Genomic DNA, 19730 nt, shown 5'->3' on the forward strand with positions numbered 1-19730 from the left:
TAAGCGGCTCTTTTTCTTTATATTACTGATTTTTACTTCTAATTGAAAGGTTCGTCAAGCTTTTAAATGTTAAACTGCATGAATCAAGTGGTATTTGTTGTATAATAATGTTCAGTTGAAATAATGAAGCAACCTAGAAAGTTGGGAAAAACATGTGGAACAAAAAAACGGGTATGACCATCTTAAAAATGCTTTTTCCGATCGTCATTATCCTTGTCTTAATCTTCGTTGCAAAGCAGGAGCTGAGCGGACTTTCCATTAAAAAGACGTTTTATATTATTGACAGCTTGAACCGAATGGACTTGTTTATTCTTGTCTTTCTTGGACTTGTCGCGGTTTTATCGATGTCCTTATATGATTTTATTTTACGAAAAAGCCTGAATATGCCGATCAGCGGCTGGAAAACGATACGCATTTCATGGATTGCGAACTCCTTTAACAGTGTTCTTGGATTTGGCGGTCTATCAGGAGCAGGGCTTAGAACGCTTCTCTATAAGGAGTACATAACAGATACGAAAAAATTGCTGAAAGGCATTGCCCTTTTGACTTCCTCTGTCCTTTTGGGCTTATCTATTTTCAGTGATTTGATCTTGGTCAGGGTGCTTCCAGTTGAAAGTATTATCAGCCAGGAGCCGTGGCTATGGGCATTTGTCATTATCTTTGCCTGTATTGTACCGATATATATCGTCATGGCATCCATTCGAAAAAGCTCGATTGAGAGCGGTGAAAATGGACTGAAGCATCCAATTTACGCTTATATCGGGGCATCGTTTTTAGAATGGCTGGCAGCTGGACTTGTCATGTACATGGCTGTTGTCTCTATGGGGATGAATGTCGATGTCCGAATTGTATTAGGTGTATTTGCGATTGCGTCAATCGGCGGTTTAATCAGTATGGTTCCGGGCGGCTTTGGTTCGTTTGACCTTATCTTTTTACTGAGCATGCAATACATTGGTTTTGATAAAGAGATGGTGCTGACGGCGCTCGTCTTGTACCGTTTCGTGTACTCGATTTTCCCGTTTATTTTAGGGCTTTGTCTAGCTGCTTACGATTTAACGGGAACGACGCTTAGACGTCTTGAAGGCAATCCGAAAATGGCACCTGCCATTGAAACAACGAACGTTTTAATTGTTTTGCACCGTGCTTTATTAATCCGTTTATTGTACGGATCTTTATCGATTTTAACCTTTGGAAGCGGCTTGCTTATCATGGCATCTGTTGTGCTTCCAGTTGATCGATTAGGTGTGATTACCAGCATTCCGCGCTTTCTGTTATCAGGATTTAATGGTCTTTCTTTAATGTTCGGAATCATTCTGATGATTTTGTCCATTGAAGTGTATAAAAGAACGAAAAGATCGTACGTGCTGACAATGATCTCCTTAGCAGGCGGTTTTGTGTTTACTTTGTTAAAGGGGTTTAACCTCAGTCTGATCTTTATTTTGCCAGTCATCATGGCTGTGTTTTTCTCTCTTCGAAATCAATTTGTGAAGCAGCAGGCACCTTACTCCTTAAATCAGTTTGTGACGGCTGCCGCTGGTTATTTATTCGTGCTCTTTAACTATAATGTGATTGGCAACTTTATTTGGACAAAAATCGGGCATTTCTTGAGTAAGGATTACTTGGTGCATAATGAACGGCATATCACGATGACAAGCATGATCGCTCTCATCGGTGTACCGCTTTTCTTCTTCATTAGTAAATTGATTTTTAATAAGAAAGCCTTTCCGATTGGAGAAAAAGCAGATGATGAAAAATTAAAAACGTTTTTAGAAGAAAAGGGCGGAAATGCCCTCAGTCATCTTGGCTTTTTAGGCGACAAAAAACTATTTTTCTCAAGTGATGGAGAAGCAATGCTTCAGTTTGGGCGAATTGGCCGCTGCGTCATTGTGCTCGGAGATCCATCTGGACGTGAGGCGTCTTATCCGCTTGTACTTGAAGAGTTTTTACAGGAGACAGAAAAAGCCGGCTACCGCGTCGCTTTTTATCAAGTAGAACGAGAAGGGATGGCTCTTTATCATGACTTAGGCTTTCACTTCTTTAAGCTTGGGGAAGAAGCCATGGTCGATTTAGAAACGTTTACTCTGTCAGGTAAGAAAAAATCAAATTTACGAGCTGTGGCGAATAAATTTGAACGAGAAGGCTACACCTTTGAAATGCTGGAACCTCCCTTTTCAAATGAGTTGATCTCCACCTTAAAACAGATCTCTGACAGCTGGCTCGGAAAGAAAAAAGAAAAAGGATTTTCGCTCGGTTATTTTCAAGAAGACTATCTTCAAAAAGCACCGATTGCGATTCTAAAGGATGAGCAAGGGCAGATCATTTCCTTTGTATCATTGATGCCGATGTATCAAGAAGGGGAGATTTCCATCGATTTAATGCGTCATATGCATGATGCACCGAACGGGATGATGGATGCGCTGTTTATCCACCTGTTTCAATGGGCGAAAGAAAGAGGCTACAAATCGTTTAACATGGGAATGGCACCTTTATCGAATGTGGGGACGTTCCATCAGTCCTTTCTCACGGAGCGTTTGGCGAGTGTTATTTTCAACAATGTCAGATACATGTACAGCTTCAGCGGTTTACGGTCATTTAAACAGAAATATAAGCCTGAATGGCGCGGGAAATATTTAGCATATAAAAAGAATACGTCACTGCCTGTCACAATGGTGCTAGTCACCAAGCTGATCGGGATGGACCCAAATCGAAAGCGGCGTCCATAAACCAAAAGACCTTTACCTTTCACTAGGTGAAGGTTTTTTTAGACAAAAGAATAGCAAAAGTGGTAAAGTTGAAGGGTAAGGGGGATGTTCATATGACATTAAATGAATGGTTTACAAAGGGATTAGCTGAACGTACATATGTACACAACATGGAGAAAAACCGGGAAAATCTGCTCACGGTGTACAACCAGTATGCAATTCATCAAAAAGAAAAAGAGCTGCTTCAAAAGCTGCAAAAGAAAAAGCTCCGAGCGCTTGTCATCACAGCGGATTGGTGCGGAGATGCGATGGTCAATGTTCCGATTTTCATGCGTATTGCAAATGAAGCACTCATTGATGTGCGCTATTTCATTCGGGATGAGAATCTAGACCTGATGGATCAGTATTTAACGAACGGGACCGCAAGATCGATTCCGATTATCGTCATCATTGATCAGGACGGGAATGAAGTGGGCAAATGGGGACCTCGCTCAGCAGAAGCACAGCGCTTTGTCGATGAGAAAAAACCGGACAAAGATGCACCTGATTTTGAAGAAGCTTTTCAAGTATTTGCGAAAGAAGCCGCACATCACTATACGACCGACCGTTACTTATGGAAAGATATTGAGAAAGAAATAGTAGAAGTTTTGGCAAAAATATAAACCAAAAGACTACTTCGCCGCAATGGGAAGTAGTCTTTTTTTATCTTGTTTTTGCGTTTTACCTACAAAACCACCGCATAAAGATGTAGAAAACCGCAGAATTCTATCAAATACCGCAGAAAACCGCAAAGCACCACGATTTTCCCAACCACTTTTAGTTGAAAAACCTCATATATGCCATGAAATCAATGATTTTGCCCTTATCCAAAGGCTCATATAACGCACAACGGTTGGCTTTTTCCCAATACAAGAGGCCCAGCAACTATAGTAATCTAGTTGTAATCTCCTTTGAACGAACTAAAAAAATGACGGAAAAGGACAGGCGATCAATTTATGAAAAAAATCATTTATCTCGATCAAGAAAAAAAGAAGCTCGCTGAATCGAAAAAAAGAGAACAGCGTTCCATTAAATCACTGAGGCTGCTTGTGTTTTATGACGGACAAAGTCCTGCATGTGCAAAAATGATTGATTTATTAAGATCACTCGATTGGAAAAATCGGATTCACTTTGAATCCTTTAGACACTCGCAGCTGCTCAGGCTGAATAAAATCAGTGAAGAGAAGGCGGAAAAACGAATCGTGTCTATTTCCCTAGCCAAAAATCAAAAGAATTCAGGGATTTATACTTGGCTGCGTATGGCCTGCCATATCCCTGCTTTATGGGGAACGGTCCCATTCATCTTGCTCAGTATTTGGCTTGGCTTTGGACAGCATGCGTACGATTTCTTTGCAAAAAGACGGTATATTCATTCTGTCAAACCGGTGAACCATCATGACACAGATCAACAAGAGACCATTTAATAAATAGAAAAAGCATGACCTTCGATCGGCAGAAGGTCATGCTTTTTTGTAATAGGGAAGATATCCCGCTAAATGATCAAGAAGCTTTTTTGTATAGGACTGATACGTCTGCTCATCAAGCTCAGCACCTGCATAGGTAAGTAAGGTTCTAAGAGCAAACAAATATTCACTGTGCAGCTCATTGTGTTCAAAGTAAGGAAGGGCTGCTTCGACCAAATAGGTTTTCAAATCAAGAGGGTTTTCCTCAATCATCAATTTATAGATTTTGATCATATATAAACAGTTTGGCTGAATACGAGGCTGTTTTAACAGCTCGTGTATGTAGGGAAGTGCTTTTTTGCGGTCATATTCAGCATATAGTGTCGCAATTTCATATAGCGTTTCACAGTAACGATCTTCTATCTGTTCTTGATTAAAGTAATTGAGTGAATCTAGTAAATAAGGCACAGCTGAAGAGAAATCACCTTCACGTTTTAAGAGCACCCCGTAATAAAAATAAGCGGACATTTTAATAAAGGCATCAGGGTGAAGGGACGTGTGCAAAATCACTTCCTTTATATATTTCTTCGCAGTTTGATAGGCTTTTAGTTCAAGTGAGATCACGCCGTGAATAAGTGTACAGTGAATAATCCGCTTGAAATTGTTCTTTTGTCTATATAAATCCATCGCTTGATGTGTCGCTTCAAGCGCATCACCCAGCTGTCCCAAGTTTCCAAGTGCTTTTGCATAGTGATAATACAAATCACTTTGTTCAACTGAAGCGTAGGAAAAGCAGCTTTCAAGCTTTTTCAGTCCATCTTCAAGCTGACCAATTTTAATTTGATGAATGCCGTCAAGATATTCAAAAATTTCTTTTTCCGTTTCAATAAAGGTTTTTTCGAATTTTTTGAGCACGCGGTGTGTTTTTAAGGCAAGCGGCTGTTTATCCGTTAGTAAATAAAATTGAAATAAGGACAAATGATACTGAATGCCTAAATCGAGCGAAAAGAACTGCTCCTCGTGCTGAATGATCATTTCTGCATTTTGTTCAGCCTGATCGAGAGCATAGAAATACATATTCATTTGAAACTCATCCAAAAGTGACAGCAGATGACGCGCCTTTTGTGACAGCTTTTCTTGGCTGATGCCAAGCCGTTCAAGCAGCAGATTGATCGTATCTTGATTGGCCTCCTTTGAGCCATTTTCAATTTTACTTAAATGAGAGACAGAACAAATTCCTTCTGCCAATTCAGATTGGGTCATATTTTGTTTATAACGGTAGAGTTTAATGATTTGTCCAATATTGATTTTCATTCCATCCAGAAGCCTCCCTTCCAATCATGGTTGAAAGCCTTTTGACAAAAAAACAAGATCAGACAAAATGGGAATACTTGAAAATCATTTCATCATCTTGGCTTTTTTCTCAAAATTTGTTTAAAACGTAATATGATTGTAACATTACTTGAAAAAGTCAAACAACTATTTAGCAGACGGGGAGAAGAGATACTTGATTTGCAACTGCACACGATGACGTTTATAATGTGAATGAGAATCAATTTCAATTAAGTTGATTGAAAGGATGACATTTATGCCAGAAATGAAACAACAAACAGAAGCGTTAACGGTTCGAGACGCTGTCAGATATAGACGATCGATTCGAAAATTCAAAGACACACCGGTGACGATTGAGCAGCTTCAGCCGCTATTAGAGGATGCAGTCTATGCACCTAATCATAAAATCACGGAGCCGTGGCGCTTTTTATATGCGGTGGCGGATGAAGCCAAAGCGGCTTTTGTAGAGCGCTTCATTGCTTTCTTTCAGCGCAACAACCCAGATGCAAAAGAAGAAAAAATCAATCAATACAGAGATTACTTTTCTAAGGTTCCGGCGCTTTTACTTGTCGTGCTAAAAGAAGACGAGAACCCTGTTGTGAGAAATGATGATTTTGCCGCTGTCAGCGCGCTCATTCAAAATCTTCAGCTGCTTGCGTGGGATCAAGGGATCGGTATGGTATGGAAGAGCGGACGTATTTTATACGACAAAGGCTTTCAACAAGACATGGGATTAAAGGAAAATGAACGGTTTGCTGCGATCCTTCATATAGGTTATCCAGAAGAGGTGCCTGAGGAAAAATCACGCCAGAAAGCATCAAGTCTTCTTACTGAAATCAAATAAAAGAAAAGCAGACCGCTGAATAAGGTCTGCTTTTTTACTTATTGTTTTTTGGCGCGCTGATCGGCTGCTTTCATACGTGCCATTGCTTTTACGTCATTCGGATCTGCAAGTTCTTTGGAAAATTCAACATATTCGCCATCCGTCTCTTGTGCCGCGAGCTCGTGGTTGGATTTTTTGTGTTGTTCTTTTTTCAAAGCCTTTCCCTCCTTTACAAGATCACTTTAGTTATGTGCTTGTTGGAGGGGAATATCCGCCTTATTTGTTTCTTTTTTCTGCTGCTCTTTCCGCTTTTTTGAATTCCTGCTGATACAGGACTTCCTGGGTTTTCTTCAGCTTCGAAGTTGGCTGGTGTTCTTTTTTCTTCATCAAAATCGCCCCCTCATCTCATTTTTAATAGGATGGGTGTTTTTGACAACATTTATTCCCCAGAATGCAAAATCGCTTCTTTTAGTTCAGGGTGCAAAAAGTCATAAGAAGAGAGCAGTGCTTTTTTTGGCAGAGCACGCTGGCCTTCTAAAACAAGTAATGACATTTCACCAAGTGCCGTTTTGATCACAAAAGATGGCACCTTCAGCCAATGGGGGCGGCGTAGGGCAGTAGCAATGGTTTGTCCAAGCTGTTTCATTTGAACAGGATTCGGTGATGTCGCATTGAGCGGACCTGACAGGTCGTCATGATGAATCGCATAAGCAATGAGATGTGCCACATCCTCAACATGAACCCATGAAACCCATTGCGAGCCAGAGCCAATTGTCCCGCCGGCAAACAGCTTGTAAGGAAGTGTCATCAGCGGCAGTGTGCCTTTTTCGCCCAACACGACGCCAAAGCGTGTGTAGACCGTACGAATGCCGAGGGCTTCAATCTTTTGTCCCTCAGCCTCCCAAAGCCATGATGTATGACTTAAGAAATCAGAATCCGCAGGAGGTGATTCCTCCGTAAAATCTCCTGTTTGAGAAGTGCCATAAATCCCGACAGCACTTGCTTGAATCAGTACAGATGGTTTTGTTTCCTGCGCTTCTATAATGCGTTTTACCTCTTGTGTTGATTTGAGACGGCTGGAGAGGATGTCTTCTTTTGCCTTGTCTGTCCAGCGTGTAAAAATGGATTTTCCAGCAAGGTTAATCCATACATCGATGGCAGGCAATTCATGCTCAGGCGCAGCACCTTCGGTCAGCCACTGCACATAATGTAAATGATTTTGTTCGGATTCCTTTGGATTTCTTGTTAAAATATATAGATGATGTCCCTCAGCAGCGAGCACTTTTGTGACATGCTGGCCGATAAAACCGGTTCCTCCGGTAATGGCGATATTCAATTGACATCTCTCCTCTCATATACATACCTATATCTTTCACGATTTTGAATCAGAAGAAACATCCTGACTGTTTTGGAAAAGGAGTGATCACAGGATGCCTTATATTACAAAAATTTCTGCTCAGAAAAACAATACCGAGCGGGTCAACATCTTTCTTGATGAAAAGTACGCCTTTAGCGTTGATTTAGATGTGCTCGTCCAGCACGATTTGAAAAAAGGAAAAGAGCTTGACGAAGCAGATATCATTGAGATTCAATTCGGTGATTCAGTGAAAAAAGGATTTCAGCAGGCCGTTGATTATTTATCCTACCGCATGAGATCAGTGAAAGAAGTCACCGATTATTTAACGAAAAAAGAAATCCCTGCACCTGCTATTAGTGAAATTATACACAAATTAAAGCATTATAAGTATGTAAATGATCTTGAATTTGCAGAAGCCTATGTCAGCACCCACCGGAAAACGAACAGCAAAGGACCGTCCGTCCTAAAAAAAGAATTGAAGCTCAAGGGGATAGACGATGACACGATTGAACAGGCGCTGTCTCAATACCCTGATGATTTACAGCTGGAGGAAGCCGTAAAGCAGGTTCTCAAGCTTGTCAAAAAAGAAAAAAATCGTTCTGCAAAAGAGATCGAGCAGCGCATCAAGCTGCAGCTGCAGCGAAAGGGATTTTCGTTTGAGATCATTGATAAAGCCCTTCAAGAAGCCTATGATGGACAAGAAGAGGAAAAGGAAGAAGAAGCCCTCCTTTATATGCTGGAGAAGGCAAAACGCAAGGTAGGATATGACGGATCATTTGAAAAGAAGATGAAAGTGAAGCAATTTTTATTCAGAAAAGGCTTTGATCTCGATACAATTGATCACGTTTTAGACAAAGGGGAATGACAGATGGAAAAACGCTATAGTGAGATGACAGAATATGAATTGAAGCAGGAGATTGCCGCCCTTTCTGAAAAAGCACGAAAGGCTGAGCAGCTTGGCATTGTGAATGAATACGCAGTTTTAGAACGGAAAATCGATATGGCGAAAGCCTATTTATTAGATCCAGCCTTGATTCAAACGAAAACGACTTATCAAATCAAAGACACAGACGAAGAGTTTTATGTAGAATATCTAAATGGCGTTTTTGCGTGGGGATACAGAGTATCGGCTCCAAATAAAGAAGATGCTCTGCCGATTTCAATGCTGACGCAAAAGGACTGATCTTAGGATCAGTCCTTTTCTTTACTTCGAACGCTGTTTACGGACGTTGTTCTGAAGTACGATGTCGTGCTGCGTTTGCTGCGTTTCTCCATTGACCTGAGAGGCAGAATGCTTTGCATTTGCCCATGGTTGAGGGTAAGCGGTTGTCCTTAATTGAACAAAGTCTGCCATATACGATTTCCCATTTGAACTCATATCTCAAGCACTCCCTTTGGAAAAATTAGCGTTTCCCTGATGCCCTCATACGTTCCTGTGGACGTGTATTTGTTTCACCATTCGGCCGTTTAGACGCATAAGCATCTGTAGCGCCTGGTTCGCCTTCAAACTTGTGATTTACCTGATTTGGAAAGCCTTTTGCTTTATTACGCATACCGATTCCCTCCAAACAATACAAATCATTTGCGTCTTTTGAAGACGTAAGGGTAGTATATGAAAAAAGAAGTTTTTTTAAAAAGGCACTTTCTGCTAGATGAAGGAGGAACAGGCATGGAACAATACTTTGAGCGACTAACAGAACAACTTATGGAAAAAAACAATATGCTGACATATGACGAAGCACGTACATGGGTAGAGCTGCTTTGGAGTGATTTTGAAACGACCTATGCAAAGGCTGGCCGTAAGTATAAAGGACAGGAAACAACAGAACGAATTGTCCAAGAGTGGATCGAGAGCTACGGAGCGCAGCTGCATTTATTTCAAAATAAACAATCAAAGGCAAACGAGCATCTGCAACAAAACAATCGAGGGCTGCTTCACTAAAAAGGCTGCCCTTTCACTTCCATTCATCTTTTTCAATAAATAGGAAAATATATAAATGAACAAACAATTTTATGAAACAATACCCAGTCTGTGATCAAAATTACAGGCTTTTTACAATGATTAAACTTAAAATTACATTAAATTCATCCTGCTGAAAATCAATGGAAATAAAACTCTGATATAATGAAACGATTAAAGAGACATGTAATTTATGGATAATAAAAAAGGGTTTCGTTTTCTGACAAAAAAGGAATAATGAACATATCAGACTATGTGAAAAAAGTGAAGAGAAGGTGCGATATGGAACGGGAACTGCTCTCTGTTATAATTCCTTCTTACAATGAAGGTGAAAACATCAGACGAATCTTTGAGGCACTCGAGGAAGAGTTTCGCGATTTTCATTATGACTTTGAAATCATCTTTGTGAATGATGGAAGCAAAGACAACACGCTTCAATACATGAGAGAGCTCTCTCGAAAAAGTGCAAAGGTTAAATATATTTCCTTTTCGCGTAACTTTGGAAAGGAAGCCGCTATTTTGGCAGGTCTTGAACATGCAAAAGGAGCAGCTGCGATTATTATGGACGCCGATCTGCAGCACCCGACGTATTTAATTCAGGACTTTGTCAGGGGATATGAAGAAGGCTATCATCAAGTCATTGCCAAACGGAATCGTAAAGGTGACAGCAAGCTGCGCTCTTACCTGTCATCCATGTACTATAAGGTGATGAACAAGGTAGTAGAAGTGGACTTGCGTGATGGCGTCGGGGATTTCCGTTTAATTTCACGCCAAGCCATCGATGCATTGCTTCAGCTGAAAGAGGGGAATCGTTTTTCGAAAGGGCTTTTTTGCTGGATTGGGTTTGAAGAAAAGGTCATCTATTATGAAAATGTAGAAAGACAGCATGGTGATACAAAATGGTCACTGAAGAAATTATTTAACTATGGCATAGATGGCGTCATTTCCTTTAACAACCGCCCGCTGCGAATTTGTTTTTATACTGGCATACTGATCTTATTTCTCTCATTGATTTACATCGTGGCCACCTTTATTCAAATCGTCAGAACGGGCATTATGGTGCCGGGTTATTTTACTTTAATATCGGCTGTGCTGTTCCTCGGAGGTGTCCAGCTTTTGAGTCTAGGTGTGATTGGAGAATATATTGGCCGTATCTATTATGAAACGAAAAAGAGGCCGCATTATTTAATCCAGGAATCAAATGTGATGGAACAAGAGACAAGCTCAAAGGAACAAGACCGAGTGTTAACACAGTTATTTAAATAACGTGGAGTCAAATAACCGGCAAGCACGAATCGCTTGCTGGGTTGTTTTGTTTCAAAGAAAAGTGGATCTTTTGTGGAAAGGATTTAGATGATGAAACGTAGATGGATAATGATAGGAATGTGCCTCATTCTCGCTTTATTAGGACACTCCTTTTTCTTATATGAATATACGCAAGGCCGGTATATGACAGGAGATGGAGACGGAATCTCACAAATGCTCCCATTTAAAAAGCTGCTTTACGATGAATACGTCAAAGGGAACTTCTTTTATTCCTATCAATTCGGTCTAGGCGGCGGTACATATACGCAATTAGGTTATTATTTCACAACGTCGACTGTCTTTATGGTCACAGTCGCTGTCGTCTGGCTGATGAATGCGCTTCATTTCATCCAGTCAACGGACATTCATTTCTGGGCAAATGCCGTCATTTGGCTGAGTGTGATCAAGCTGACGCTTATTCTTTTCATCGCTTACCGTGTGCTTCTTTCAATGGTTCAGCATAGGCTGAGCGCATTAACAGGAGCCGCAATTTACGGATTGTCTATTGTGTATTTTCGGCATCAAACATTTTGGGAGTTTTTCACCGACAGTATGATGTGGCTCCCGCTGCTTGTACTTGGGGTTGAACGGATTTTCAAAACAGGTAAGCCGGCTTGGTTTATTGCGGCGTGCAGCCTGATGCTTATCAACAATTTTTACTTTGCTTATATTCATTTTATCTTTTTAGCGATCTATCTTGTCTTCAGATATATCATCAAGCTTCGAAGTGAGGAGAACGGGTGGAAGGTGTTCTGGACGCTGGCGGTCTCTACGCTGTTATCCTTTGGAATCAGTGCCGCCTTTTTTGTCCCGTCTGTCTATGGCTTTCTTAATAATATAAGGCCGCCATATGATCAATCCATACCTTGGTTTGATCTGCATGATCATCTGCTGTTTACAAGCAGGGTGTATTTATTACCTGTGATTTTTCTCATTTGTATGTTCCTCGTTCCGCTTTATCGGAACAGGTGGTTTTTCATGTTTATATCGATCAGCGTTCTGCTCATTGTTTTTCACTACAGTCCAAAGATGGCGAGCGTGTTTAATGGTTTCTCAGCACCGCAGTACAGATTTGAGTACATTCTTGCCTTTACAGTTGGAGCGGTCGCAGCCATCACCATCAAGCATTTCTCGCAAATCGAGTGGAAGTGGAAAAAGCGTGCGGTATTAGGCGCTTGGATCGTGTTTCTTCTCGCAGTCATCTTATCAGAACGAGCAAAGGGAAATATGGATGTTGTTGTATTTACAGGCATAGGACTGCTTGTGATCAGCTTGTTTTTCCTTGTGACTCATGCGGAAAAACGCCAGCACCTTCGTCTCTTTTCAGCTGTGCTCATCGTTGTCAGCTTACTGACAGCAGGCGTGTATCAGCAGGGCTACTTATCTGAAAGAAGCAATATTAAGAGCGTATCAGATACGTATCTGAATAGTGAGGCTTATGCTGGACATGAGCAAATGAAGCTCATTCAGCAGATTCAAAGCCGCTCTTCAAAAGATCCGCTTGCCCGGATTGACTGGATGAACGGCGTGCGCAACAACACCCCGTTATTTGAAGGCTTTCAAGGCATGAGTGCGTATTCAAGTATATTGAATCAGCATTTACTCAATTTCTACTGGAATGACCTGCAAATCGATATGGGACGGGAAAGTGTCAGCCGTTATGCAACAATGGGGGACAGGGCGAATTTATACAGCCTGACCTATGGAAAGTATTATATGAGAACGAGCGCGATGCCTTACTCACCGCCAGCTTATTTTAAGCCTATATTGGAAAGCGAGCATTATAAAGTGTATGAAAATACACGGCCGCTGCCATTTGCAAGAACAACAAGCACCGTTTATTCAGAAGAATCCTTAAAGGATGCCTCAGCACTTGATAGGGAGCATGCGATGCTGCAAGGTGTGGTTTTAGACAAAAAAGGAAACGCTGAAATTGAGCACGCGCCAGATCGAGTCAAGGATACAAATATTCATACGATACAAGCCATATACGAACATGGCGTGCTTGATGTATACGGAGAAACAGGCGGCCTGAATATCACGCTGCCAGATGATATGGCCCGCGCTGGGGATGTGTATGTGAGCTTTTATGTGAAGCGGACAGACCGTAACGAAGGATTTCAGTTATCTGTTGATCACTACGTCACCTCACGAAAAAGCAATACATCCATCTACAAAACAGGTGTCAATGAAGTGACGATTCGAGTCCCTGCGGAAAAAATCCTTTCCATTCGAGTACCAAAAGGGACGTATGAACTCAATCAACTGAGGCTGTATCAAGAGCCTTACCGCATCCTAGAAAAGGCATATGAAAAAGAAAAACAGGATCATGGCAGCCAGCAGGTAAAGCTCGAAAACAACCGCTTTACGATTTCATATGATAACAAACGTGGCAATGATTATATGGTTCTGCCAGTACCATATGAAAAAGGCTGGGAGCTCACGGTGAACGGAAAGCAGACCGATATTGAACAAGCCAATTACGCCTTTATCGGTTTTCCAATAGAAAAAGGCAAAAACGAGATTGTGTTAACCTACTATCCGCCTTATATCAGAATTCTCGCGTTGATTTCACTCGTCAGTTTGATTGGTGCGATCTTATATGCACGAAGAAAACACAAGAAACACCACTTTTCATCATAAGTGGTGTTTTTTTATCTTTCATCTCATACATATGTTTCTTCTTCCCATTTAATATGGTATTCGTTCATCTTTCGATCAATATCGTGTTGAATATTCATATGCTGAAATAACGCATTTAACTCTTCTGTCCTCGTTCTTCGATCCTGTTCATAATAATAGAACGCATCTCGATAATCATGATCCCTCAGCATCTTTGCTATGACCATCGCATCTTCTAGACTATATGATGCTCCTTGACCAACAAAAGGATTAGCCGTATGTACAGCATCACCTACAAGAACAACACGTCCTTTTGACCACACAGAGAGGTCCTTGATTTCATAAATACTTCTTGGGAAAAACATCTCTGTATGATCGATCATGTCAAAAAGGTGCTTCGGAATATTCCAGCCTTCCATTTGTTGATATAATAACTGTCGAATGGTTTCTTTGCTGGCTTTCTCAAAATGTTTTGCAGGTAATTTTTCAGGACGTTGCGAGAAAGCCTGCCATAAAATATTCAATTGATTTGTCGGATGCGCTTTTCCAAAAATGAATTGAAAGTGTTCATCATTGTAAAAATAACTCGTTGCCTCCTCTAAGACAAAATCCTTCACATAGGATACCCCTTGAAGTCCCCAAAAACCGCTATAGTCTAATTTAGCATTAAATGCAACCGCTTCTCTTGTTTTCGAAAAAGTCCCATCTGCTCCTATTACAATATCACCTGTTATCACAGTTTCATCTTCAAAAAGAACCTGAACGGAATGAGGCTGCTGTTTGATCGAGGTTAACTTTTTGTTGTATTTCACTTCGATTCCTTGTCGCTCAACTTCCTTTAAAAGGATGGTTATGATTTGTGCTCTCATGACGTTGATCAAAGGGGCATGATGATATTTTTCGCTATGATTGTTAAAGATTGCTTCCACTTCATTTTCACTGTTTATTTGCTGGATCCTCTTTATCACTGCTGCATTTGCTATCACTTCATTTTTACACCCGATTTCATCCAAAATCTTTACCCCATTTGGAGACAGTAAAAAACCTGCGCCTGTTTCTAATTCTTCATCTGACCTGCTTTCATAAATCGTACTTTCCATTCCAGCCTTTTTTAAAAATAAAGAAGTAGCCAATCCTGCTACACCACTGCCAATAATGATCACATTTTGAGATTTCATCATTTTTCCTCCTTCCATATAAACAGACCGGTCGGTTTATTTTAGTACAAAAAATAGGCTTTTTCATGTAGGACAGCGTATGACAATTCCCCCTTTTCATTTGGTAATTAAAGTATATGATAATATGTTATAAATGATTTCGCAAGAATGAAACTAACCAATTTCTTTTGAAAACATGAAGGGGATAACAAAATATGAACAAAGACACCGTGATAAAACACTACGAACACACCCTTGAATGGGTACTGTCACTAGCGGATGTAACAGACGAAGAATGGCGCCGCACTATTGCTGATGGAAAGTGGAGTATTGCTGAGATCATCGCACATTTCGTTCCATGGGATGAATTTATTTTACACGATCGCCTAAAGGAATTTTGGAACAATAAAGCGTTACCTCAGGCACCTGATGTGCATGAAATGAATCAGCAGTCAGCCGAAAGAGCAAGAAAGGAAGAGAGAAGCGAGACGATTGGGCGATTTATTGCTGTTAGAACAAAATTGCTTCAAGAAATGAAGAAAATCGAAGCATCTCGCTGGACTACACCCTTTCTGATCGGTCAAACCGAGCTGACGTTATCAAGTTATTTTCAAGGTTTGATTAAGCATGATCTCCATCATATGGAGCAGGTCAAACAAGCGCTCTCCACAAAAAGACGATAGCGCCTCACGAAGCTTCCTTATCAAACGAAAACGTCGCATAATCAAACAAAAAATGAAATAGCCAAAGACTAAGCGCAAATAGAATTTCTTCAGAAGTAGTCAGCAAAATGCCGTCAACCAATTCGTCTGATACATAGACAGCACCCCAAATAAACAAAAGGTGAAGTAAAACGGCATAGAAAACGATGGATCGTTTTTTGGACCGGCACTTACGAACAAACCGCATGAGCACGTGTTCCAGATGTTCAAAAGAGATACCAAGTACAACATAGATGCCCATAAACAGAAGCAGCGATAAAATCGAATGATAAAAAGCACCCGTCAAATGAAAGAACAGCACACAAAACAACAAAAATATGTAACAGACAGCCGACGCCGCCATGAGCCATTTCAGCCCTTGCCATAAAGCGTGAACAGATTGCTGCATGGGTAAACAACACTCCTTTACATGAAGATACCTGCAAAAAGGACAGCCTTTTTGCAGGAAGTCATACGTTAATCCTCTTTTTTAGGCGCAGCGATCACAGGGTGTTTTTCAGTATCAAGCAGTTTTAAGAAATCTTCGCCTTGATCTAAATGATCCAAAACAAGCTGTTTCGGTGTGACCGCAAGCCACTGATTGAGTGAAATGTCTGCATAATGATCGCTCTTAAAGATTTCTAAGAAATAAAGCGGTTCGTCTCCTGTATTTTCTACATAATGCCCCATCGCAAATGGCACATAGCCAACGTCTCCCGCCTGATAGTTGAAGGTTCTCGCATGTCCATCAGAAGCAAAGACCGTCATTCGTGCTTTTCCAGAAATAAAATATTGCCATTCATCCGTATTTGGATGCCAGTGCAGCTCTCGGATAGCACCTGGATCAACTTTCACAAGAGCGGATGCAATCGTTTTAGACGCTTTGAAATTGGTAGAGTCCGCAATCCACACTTGTCCGCCGCTTGACGTAATCGGCTCCTGTTTTAACAGCTCATATTTAAATGAATTCGGGACTTCCCCTTGCTCTGTTTTCACCTTGTCACATTCAAGGGAACCAGGAATTCCTTTTTGGAAAATATACTTTTCTTTCTCTGGCAGCTTGTCAAACTGCTCTTTTGTCATACCGAAGTTCTTAAGCACGACTTCCTCTGGCGTGTGGGCAAGCCAATCAGTTACTTGGAACGTACTATTTTCTGAGAATGACCCATCATCAAATACAAGCAAGAATTCAGCTCCCGGTTCAAGTGCTTGGATAGAGTGCGGCAGGCCAGAAGGGAAGTACCACAAATCACCCTCAGTCACATCCTCTGTAAAATTGCGCCCCTCTGCATCAACCGATGTGATCCGGGCTTCCCCATAAATCATGTACGCCCATTCCGCTTCCTTATGCCAGTGCAGCTCGCGAATCGCACCAGGCTTTAGCCGCATATTGACAGATGCAAGACTTTTAGAGATCGGCAGTTCGCGGACTGTTACCTCGCGGGCGTAGCCGCCTTTTTCTAAACGGTTGTGTGTATCAGAAAAAGAATATTTCAGATTGGAGACCGTTCCATGATCGGTTTCTGGCGGCGTGAGCATATCTGGATTTTGTCTGTCCCGCTCGAGATTACGTGGAATTTTGACCGTTGCTCCTTTTTCTCCTCGAATCGGCTGTGGTACACCATTTTGCTTTTCACTCATGATAAAATCCCCTTTCAACATCGTATTGTGTGAGGTGACAAAAGGCCTTTCATTTCGCCCTCGTTTTCATAAGGTGAAACGAATCAAGCAGATGTCAATCTGATTCATCATTTTTTTGAGCAGCGACTAATCGTTGGATGAGCTTGCTTAATTCATCAAATTTTCGTTCAAAGCGTGTCAGCAAGTACACCGTCAAAATGGCAGGGAAGCCAGCCTGACCGAGCTGCTTCAGCCATTCCTCTGAAAAAAAGGTCTCCATTTGTCTCACCTCCCAGTGGATGCTCGTCTTCTATATAAGTGGTATGAAAGGAGAAAAAGGAAAGTAGAGGGGGATAAAATGAACCATTAGACCCGTTTCACGAAGTTTACTTTTTTTAACTTTTGTCCACTTAATGCTAGTAGAGGGAACAAAGGGGAGGATGCACATGGATTATCGGCTGTTATTGAAAGCAAAATGGAAAGAGATCATTGATCACCCGCTCATTCAGCAGTTTTTAAGCAACCCGAAAAACGAGCAGCTGCTCCGGCAAGTCATGGAAGAGCCAAACGAGGAAAATGCCAAAAAACTAGATTCCGAGTTCAAACAGTTCTATTAGAAAATCCGCATCATCAAGTATATCTCCACAATGATCCGCATCTTTTCAGTCGACTTTGACAAACGAGTGAAAAAGAAGCAGCAGCGTTTTCCGCTCATACTCGATCATCCTGATACGCAAGAAGTGAAAGACCCTGTTCAAACAGATACGTATGAAGCCGTGCTCTTCAACCAGCAAGACCTAGGAGAGCACCTGCAAGATCAAACATTGTACAAGGCCTACCATCAGCTGACAGACAAACAAAAAATGGTCTTAACACAAATTTATGTCGAAGGACAGACAATGAAGGAAATAGCCGATCAGTTAGGCGAAACAAGACAAAACATCTCAAACATACACAAAAAAGCGCTCAACAAACTAAAAGAAGAAACAGGGGGAGATGTCCGTGCACGAAGACAAAATGACCAATGGAGAAATGGAAGAACTCATTGAAACCTTCACACCCATGATCAAAAAGAAACTACAAAACACGGCATATCAAGAAAGAGAAGACCTCGAACAAGAACTCTATATCAAACTCATCGAAAAAATAGACCGGCTGATTTACCAAGAAGGACCTGGATTTTGGGAGTTTATTGTGGAATATATGACGAAGTTGTAAGAGGAACTGATGGTGCGAATGTCAGGTGAACATAAAATCCCTGGAACATTCGCACCTTTTTATTCGACAAAACTGGGTAAAAATGTATATTTCATGAAGGAGAAAACAAAATTCTTTATTGAAAGTTGAGGATTTTACCTATCATTTCCTAAAAAATGTTACAATTAGGGCAGAAATCGCAGTCGCACTCTACATGAGTGCGTGGATTGAAATTTGAAAGCAACACTTCTAGTCTGTTTTGCTTTAGTCGCACTCTACATGAGTGCGTGGATTGAAATCATTATGTTTCCTGTACCTGCATAGGCGTATCCTCGTCGCACTCTACATGAGTGCGTGGATTGAAATATAATATTGCCCGATCCTGCATAGGCGTATCCTCGTCGCACTCTATATGAGTGCGTGGATTGAAATACAGTAGCCGTATTAATTACAGGTCTTATATTTGTCGCACTCTATATGAATGTGAGGAATAAAATTCTTGTCAGTAGGTAGCTTGAAAGATTTATTGACATTGCGCTTGAAATAGGTGTGAAAAACATAACTCTGTCTCAGCCATTTTATTAATGAATTCAAAGATGTTGATGAAGCAGCGAAATAAGTATGATTATCATCAGTAATAGTTTTTAATTAAATAGGATTAAGAGAGATTCGGTGCGAATGTGAGGTGAACATAAAATTCCTGAGGCATTCGCACCTTTTTATTCGACAAAAATGAGAAAAAATGTATATTTCATGAAGGAGAAAACAAAATTCTTTATTGAAAGTTGAGGATTTTACCTATCATTTCCTAAAAAATGTTACAATTAGGGCAGAAATCGCAGTCGCACTCTACATGAGTGCGTGGATTGAAATCATTATGTTTCCTGTACCTGCATAGGCGTATCCTCGTCGCACTCTACATGAGTGCGTGGATTGAAATCATTATGTTTCCTGTACCTGCATAGGCGTATCCTCGTCGCACTCTATATGAGTGCGTGGATTGAAATACAGTAGCCGTATTAATTACAGGTCTTATATTTGTCGCACTCTATATGAATGTGAGGAATAAAATTCTTGTCAGTAGGTAGCTTGAAAGATTTATTGACATTGCGCTTGAAATAGGTGTGAAAAACATAACTCTGTCTCACCCATTTTATTAATGAATTCAAAGCTGTTGATGAAACAGCGAAATAAGTATGATTATCATCAATAATAGTTTTTAATTAAATAGGATTAAGAGAGATTCGGTGCGAATGTGAGGTGAACATAAAATTCCTGAGGCATTCGCACCTTTTTATTCGACAAAACTGAGAAAAAATGTATATTATTTAGAGGTGAAAACAAAATTCCATATAGAAAATTAAGGGTTTTGGCTATCATTCCCTAAAAAATGTTATAATTAGGGCAGAAATCGCAGTCGCACTCTACATGAGTGCGTGGATTGAAATTCGCCAGCCATTTTCCCCTAATTGAGCGATCTGGTCGCACTCTACATGAGTGCGTGGATTGAAA

At 40.8% G+C, this 19730-nt stretch carries 21 protein-coding genes and 1 pseudogene; 12 read left to right on the top strand and 10 right to left on the bottom strand.

Annotated features, from left to right (window positions below; genetic code table 11):
* Positions 1-152: 152 nt before the first annotated feature.
* From mprF to BA81_RS16420, 3 genes are all read left to right on the top strand, one after another.
* Complete coding sequence (gene mprF / locus BA81_RS16410) at positions 153-2723, top strand: bifunctional lysylphosphatidylglycerol flippase/synthetase MprF (RefSeq protein WP_034283750.1); 2571 nt, start codon at positions 153-155, stop codon at positions 2721-2723.
* A gap of 92 nt (positions 2724-2815) precedes the next feature.
* Positions 2816-3364, top strand: a complete 549-nt coding sequence (locus BA81_RS16415; RefSeq protein ID WP_034283751.1) for a thioredoxin family protein — start codon at positions 2816-2818, stop codon at positions 3362-3364.
* A gap of 333 nt (positions 3365-3697) precedes the next feature.
* Entirely contained in the window at positions 3698-4165 is a 468-nt protein-coding gene (locus BA81_RS16420) for a thiol-disulfide oxidoreductase DCC family protein (RefSeq protein WP_034283752.1), read from the top strand.
* A gap of 36 nt (positions 4166-4201) precedes the next feature.
* On the opposite strand, the gene BA81_RS16425 is transcribed toward BA81_RS16420, so the two are convergent.
* Entirely contained in the window at positions 4202-5458 is a 1257-nt protein-coding gene (locus BA81_RS16425) for a transcriptional regulator (protein WP_034283753.1), read from the bottom strand.
* A gap of 274 nt (positions 5459-5732) precedes the next feature.
* Between BA81_RS16425 and BA81_RS16430 the strand changes: the two genes are divergently transcribed.
* Positions 5733-6320, top strand: a complete 588-nt coding sequence (locus BA81_RS16430) for a nitroreductase family protein (RefSeq protein WP_034283754.1) — start codon at positions 5733-5735, stop codon at positions 6318-6320.
* Positions 6321-6358: 38 nt separating this feature from the next.
* Here BA81_RS16430 and BA81_RS16435 read toward each other — a convergent pair whose 3' ends face one another.
* The 3 genes from BA81_RS16435 to BA81_RS16440 all read right to left on the bottom strand — a co-directional run bounded on the left by BA81_RS16435 (position 6359) and on the right by BA81_RS16440 (position 7635).
* Positions 6359-6514: a YfhD family protein gene (locus tag BA81_RS16435; protein ID WP_024425810.1), complete on the bottom strand. Its 156-nt coding sequence runs from the start codon at positions 6512-6514 to the stop codon at positions 6359-6361.
* A gap of 61 nt (positions 6515-6575) precedes the next feature.
* Positions 6576-6686, bottom strand: a complete 111-nt coding sequence (locus BA81_RS19445; protein ID WP_017358836.1) for a YfhE family protein — start codon at positions 6684-6686, stop codon at positions 6576-6578.
* Positions 6687-6738: 52 nt separating this feature from the next.
* A complete protein-coding gene (locus BA81_RS16440) occupies positions 6739-7635 on the bottom strand; it encodes a TIGR01777 family oxidoreductase (RefSeq protein WP_034283755.1) in 897 nt (298 codons plus the stop codon).
* A 94-nt stretch (positions 7636-7729) separates the two neighbouring features.
* Here BA81_RS16440 and recX point away from each other — a divergent pair, with 94 nt between their 5' ends.
* Positions 7730-8521, top strand: coding sequence for a recombination regulator RecX (recX, locus tag BA81_RS16445; RefSeq protein ID WP_024425808.1), 792 nt, complete (start codon positions 7730-7732; stop codon positions 8519-8521).
* Positions 8522-8524: 3 nt separating this feature from the next.
* Positions 8525-8839 (top strand): YfhH family protein, encoded by a 315-nt coding sequence (locus BA81_RS16450; protein WP_025093475.1) that lies wholly within the window; start codon positions 8525-8527, stop codon positions 8837-8839.
* A gap of 21 nt (positions 8840-8860) precedes the next feature.
* Here BA81_RS16450 and BA81_RS19450 read toward each other — a convergent pair whose 3' ends face one another.
* Both BA81_RS19450 and BA81_RS16455 read right to left on the bottom strand, forming a co-directional pair.
* Positions 8861-9034 (bottom strand): YpzG family protein, encoded by a 174-nt coding sequence (locus BA81_RS19450; protein WP_008360604.1) that lies wholly within the window; start codon positions 9032-9034, stop codon positions 8861-8863.
* A 25-nt stretch (positions 9035-9059) separates the two neighbouring features.
* A complete protein-coding gene (locus tag BA81_RS16455) occupies positions 9060-9209 on the bottom strand; it encodes a small, acid-soluble spore protein K (protein WP_003217849.1) in 150 nt (49 codons plus the stop codon).
* A gap of 116 nt (positions 9210-9325) precedes the next feature.
* Here BA81_RS16455 and BA81_RS16460 point away from each other — a divergent pair, with 116 nt between their 5' ends.
* From BA81_RS16460 to BA81_RS16470, 3 genes are all read left to right on the top strand, one after another.
* Positions 9326-9598 carry a YfhJ family protein gene (locus BA81_RS16460; RefSeq protein WP_024425219.1) on the top strand — a complete coding sequence of 91 codons (273 nt, stop codon included), beginning with the start codon at positions 9326-9328 and terminating at the stop codon, positions 9596-9598.
* A gap of 300 nt (positions 9599-9898) precedes the next feature.
* Positions 9899-10882 (top strand): glycosyltransferase family 2 protein, encoded by a 984-nt coding sequence (locus BA81_RS16465; RefSeq protein ID WP_024425218.1) that lies wholly within the window; start codon positions 9899-9901, stop codon positions 10880-10882.
* A gap of 87 nt (positions 10883-10969) precedes the next feature.
* Positions 10970-13564: a YfhO family protein gene (locus BA81_RS16470; RefSeq protein ID WP_034283757.1), complete on the top strand. Its 2595-nt coding sequence runs from the start codon at positions 10970-10972 to the stop codon at positions 13562-13564.
* A gap of 23 nt (positions 13565-13587) precedes the next feature.
* Here BA81_RS16470 and BA81_RS16475 read toward each other — a convergent pair whose 3' ends face one another.
* Positions 13588-14721, bottom strand: a complete 1134-nt coding sequence (locus tag BA81_RS16475; RefSeq protein WP_034283758.1) for an FAD-dependent oxidoreductase — start codon at positions 14719-14721, stop codon at positions 13588-13590.
* A 194-nt stretch (positions 14722-14915) separates the two neighbouring features.
* Between BA81_RS16475 and BA81_RS16480 the strand changes: the two genes are divergently transcribed.
* The gene (locus tag BA81_RS16480; protein WP_034283759.1) at positions 14916-15383 is read left to right on the top strand and encodes a DinB family protein; all 468 of its coding nucleotides are present in this window, start codon (positions 14916-14918) and stop codon (positions 15381-15383) included.
* A 4-nt stretch (positions 15384-15387) separates the two neighbouring features.
* On the opposite strand, the gene BA81_RS16485 is transcribed toward BA81_RS16480, so the two are convergent.
* The 3 genes from BA81_RS16485 to BA81_RS19455 all read right to left on the bottom strand — a co-directional run bounded on the left by BA81_RS16485 (position 15388) and on the right by BA81_RS19455 (position 17301).
* Positions 15388-15810 carry a regulatory YrvL family protein gene (locus tag BA81_RS16485; RefSeq protein ID WP_034283760.1) on the bottom strand — a complete coding sequence of 141 codons (423 nt, stop codon included), beginning with the start codon at positions 15808-15810 and terminating at the stop codon, positions 15388-15390.
* Positions 15811-15878: 68 nt separating this feature from the next.
* The gene (locus tag BA81_RS16490) at positions 15879-17042 is read right to left on the bottom strand and encodes an oxalate decarboxylase family bicupin (protein ID WP_034283761.1); all 1164 of its coding nucleotides are present in this window, start codon (positions 17040-17042) and stop codon (positions 15879-15881) included.
* 94 nt (positions 17043-17136) lie between these two features.
* Entirely contained in the window at positions 17137-17301 is a 165-nt protein-coding gene (locus tag BA81_RS19455; RefSeq protein WP_073204399.1) for a YvrJ family protein, read from the bottom strand.
* A gap of 166 nt (positions 17302-17467) precedes the next feature.
* On the opposite strand from BA81_RS19455, the pseudogene BA81_RS16495 reads away from it, so the two are divergent.
* Positions 17468-18070: pseudogene (locus BA81_RS16495) on the top strand (sigma-70 family RNA polymerase sigma factor).
* Positions 18018-18239: a sigma-O factor regulator RsoA gene (gene rsoA / locus BA81_RS16500; RefSeq protein ID WP_029707333.1), complete on the top strand. Its 222-nt coding sequence runs from the start codon at positions 18018-18020 to the stop codon at positions 18237-18239. Before BA81_RS16495 ends, rsoA begins: the two are co-directional and overlap by 53 nt.
* Positions 18240-19730 lie beyond the last annotated feature (1491 nt).

It is taken from the genome of Bacillus safensis FO-36b (assembly GCF_000691165.1).
GTDB lineage: Bacteria > Bacillota > Bacilli > Bacillales > Bacillaceae > Bacillus > Bacillus safensis.

Coding starts and splice junctions, on each gene's coding strand:
- BA81_RS16465 (WP_024425218.1), top strand. CDS start 9,899: ATGGAACGGGAACTGCTCTCTGTTATAATTCCTTCTTACAATGAAGGT.
- BA81_RS16460 (WP_024425219.1), top strand. CDS start 9,326: ATGGAACAATACTTTGAGCGACTAACAGAACAACTTATGGAAAAAAAC.
- BA81_RS16490 (WP_034283761.1), bottom strand. CDS start 17,042: ATGAGTGAAAAGCAAAATGGTGTACCACAGCCGATTCGAGGAGAAAAA.
- BA81_RS16430 (WP_034283754.1), top strand. CDS start 5,733: ATGCCAGAAATGAAACAACAAACAGAAGCGTTAACGGTTCGAGACGCT.
- BA81_RS16470 (WP_034283757.1), top strand. CDS start 10,970: ATGATGAAACGTAGATGGATAATGATAGGAATGTGCCTCATTCTCGCT.
- BA81_RS16450 (WP_025093475.1), top strand. CDS start 8,525: ATGGAAAAACGCTATAGTGAGATGACAGAATATGAATTGAAGCAGGAG.
- BA81_RS16420 (WP_034283752.1), top strand. CDS start 3,698: ATGAAAAAAATCATTTATCTCGATCAAGAAAAAAAGAAGCTCGCTGAA.
- rsoA (WP_029707333.1), top strand. CDS start 18,018: ATGTCCGTGCACGAAGACAAAATGACCAATGGAGAAATGGAAGAACTC.
- BA81_RS19455 (WP_073204399.1), bottom strand. CDS start 17,301: ATGGAGACCTTTTTTTCAGAGGAATGGCTGAAGCAGCTCGGTCAGGCT.
- recX (WP_024425808.1), top strand. CDS start 7,730: ATGCCTTATATTACAAAAATTTCTGCTCAGAAAAACAATACCGAGCGG.
- BA81_RS16480 (WP_034283759.1), top strand. CDS start 14,916: ATGAACAAAGACACCGTGATAAAACACTACGAACACACCCTTGAATGG.
- BA81_RS16425 (WP_034283753.1), bottom strand. CDS start 5,458: ATGAAAATCAATATTGGACAAATCATTAAACTCTACCGTTATAAACAA.
- BA81_RS16485 (WP_034283760.1), bottom strand. CDS start 15,810: ATGCAGCAATCTGTTCACGCTTTATGGCAAGGGCTGAAATGGCTCATG.
- BA81_RS16415 (WP_034283751.1), top strand. CDS start 2,816: ATGACATTAAATGAATGGTTTACAAAGGGATTAGCTGAACGTACATAT.
- mprF (WP_034283750.1), top strand. CDS start 153: ATGTGGAACAAAAAAACGGGTATGACCATCTTAAAAATGCTTTTTCCG.
- BA81_RS16475 (WP_034283758.1), bottom strand. CDS start 14,721: ATGAAATCTCAAAATGTGATCATTATTGGCAGTGGTGTAGCAGGATTG.
- BA81_RS16455 (WP_003217849.1), bottom strand. CDS start 9,209: ATGCGTAATAAAGCAAAAGGCTTTCCAAATCAGGTAAATCACAAGTTT.
- BA81_RS19450 (WP_008360604.1), bottom strand. CDS start 9,034: ATGAGTTCAAATGGGAAATCGTATATGGCAGACTTTGTTCAATTAAGG.
- BA81_RS19445 (WP_017358836.1), bottom strand. CDS start 6,686: ATGAAGAAAAAAGAACACCAGCCAACTTCGAAGCTGAAGAAAACCCAG.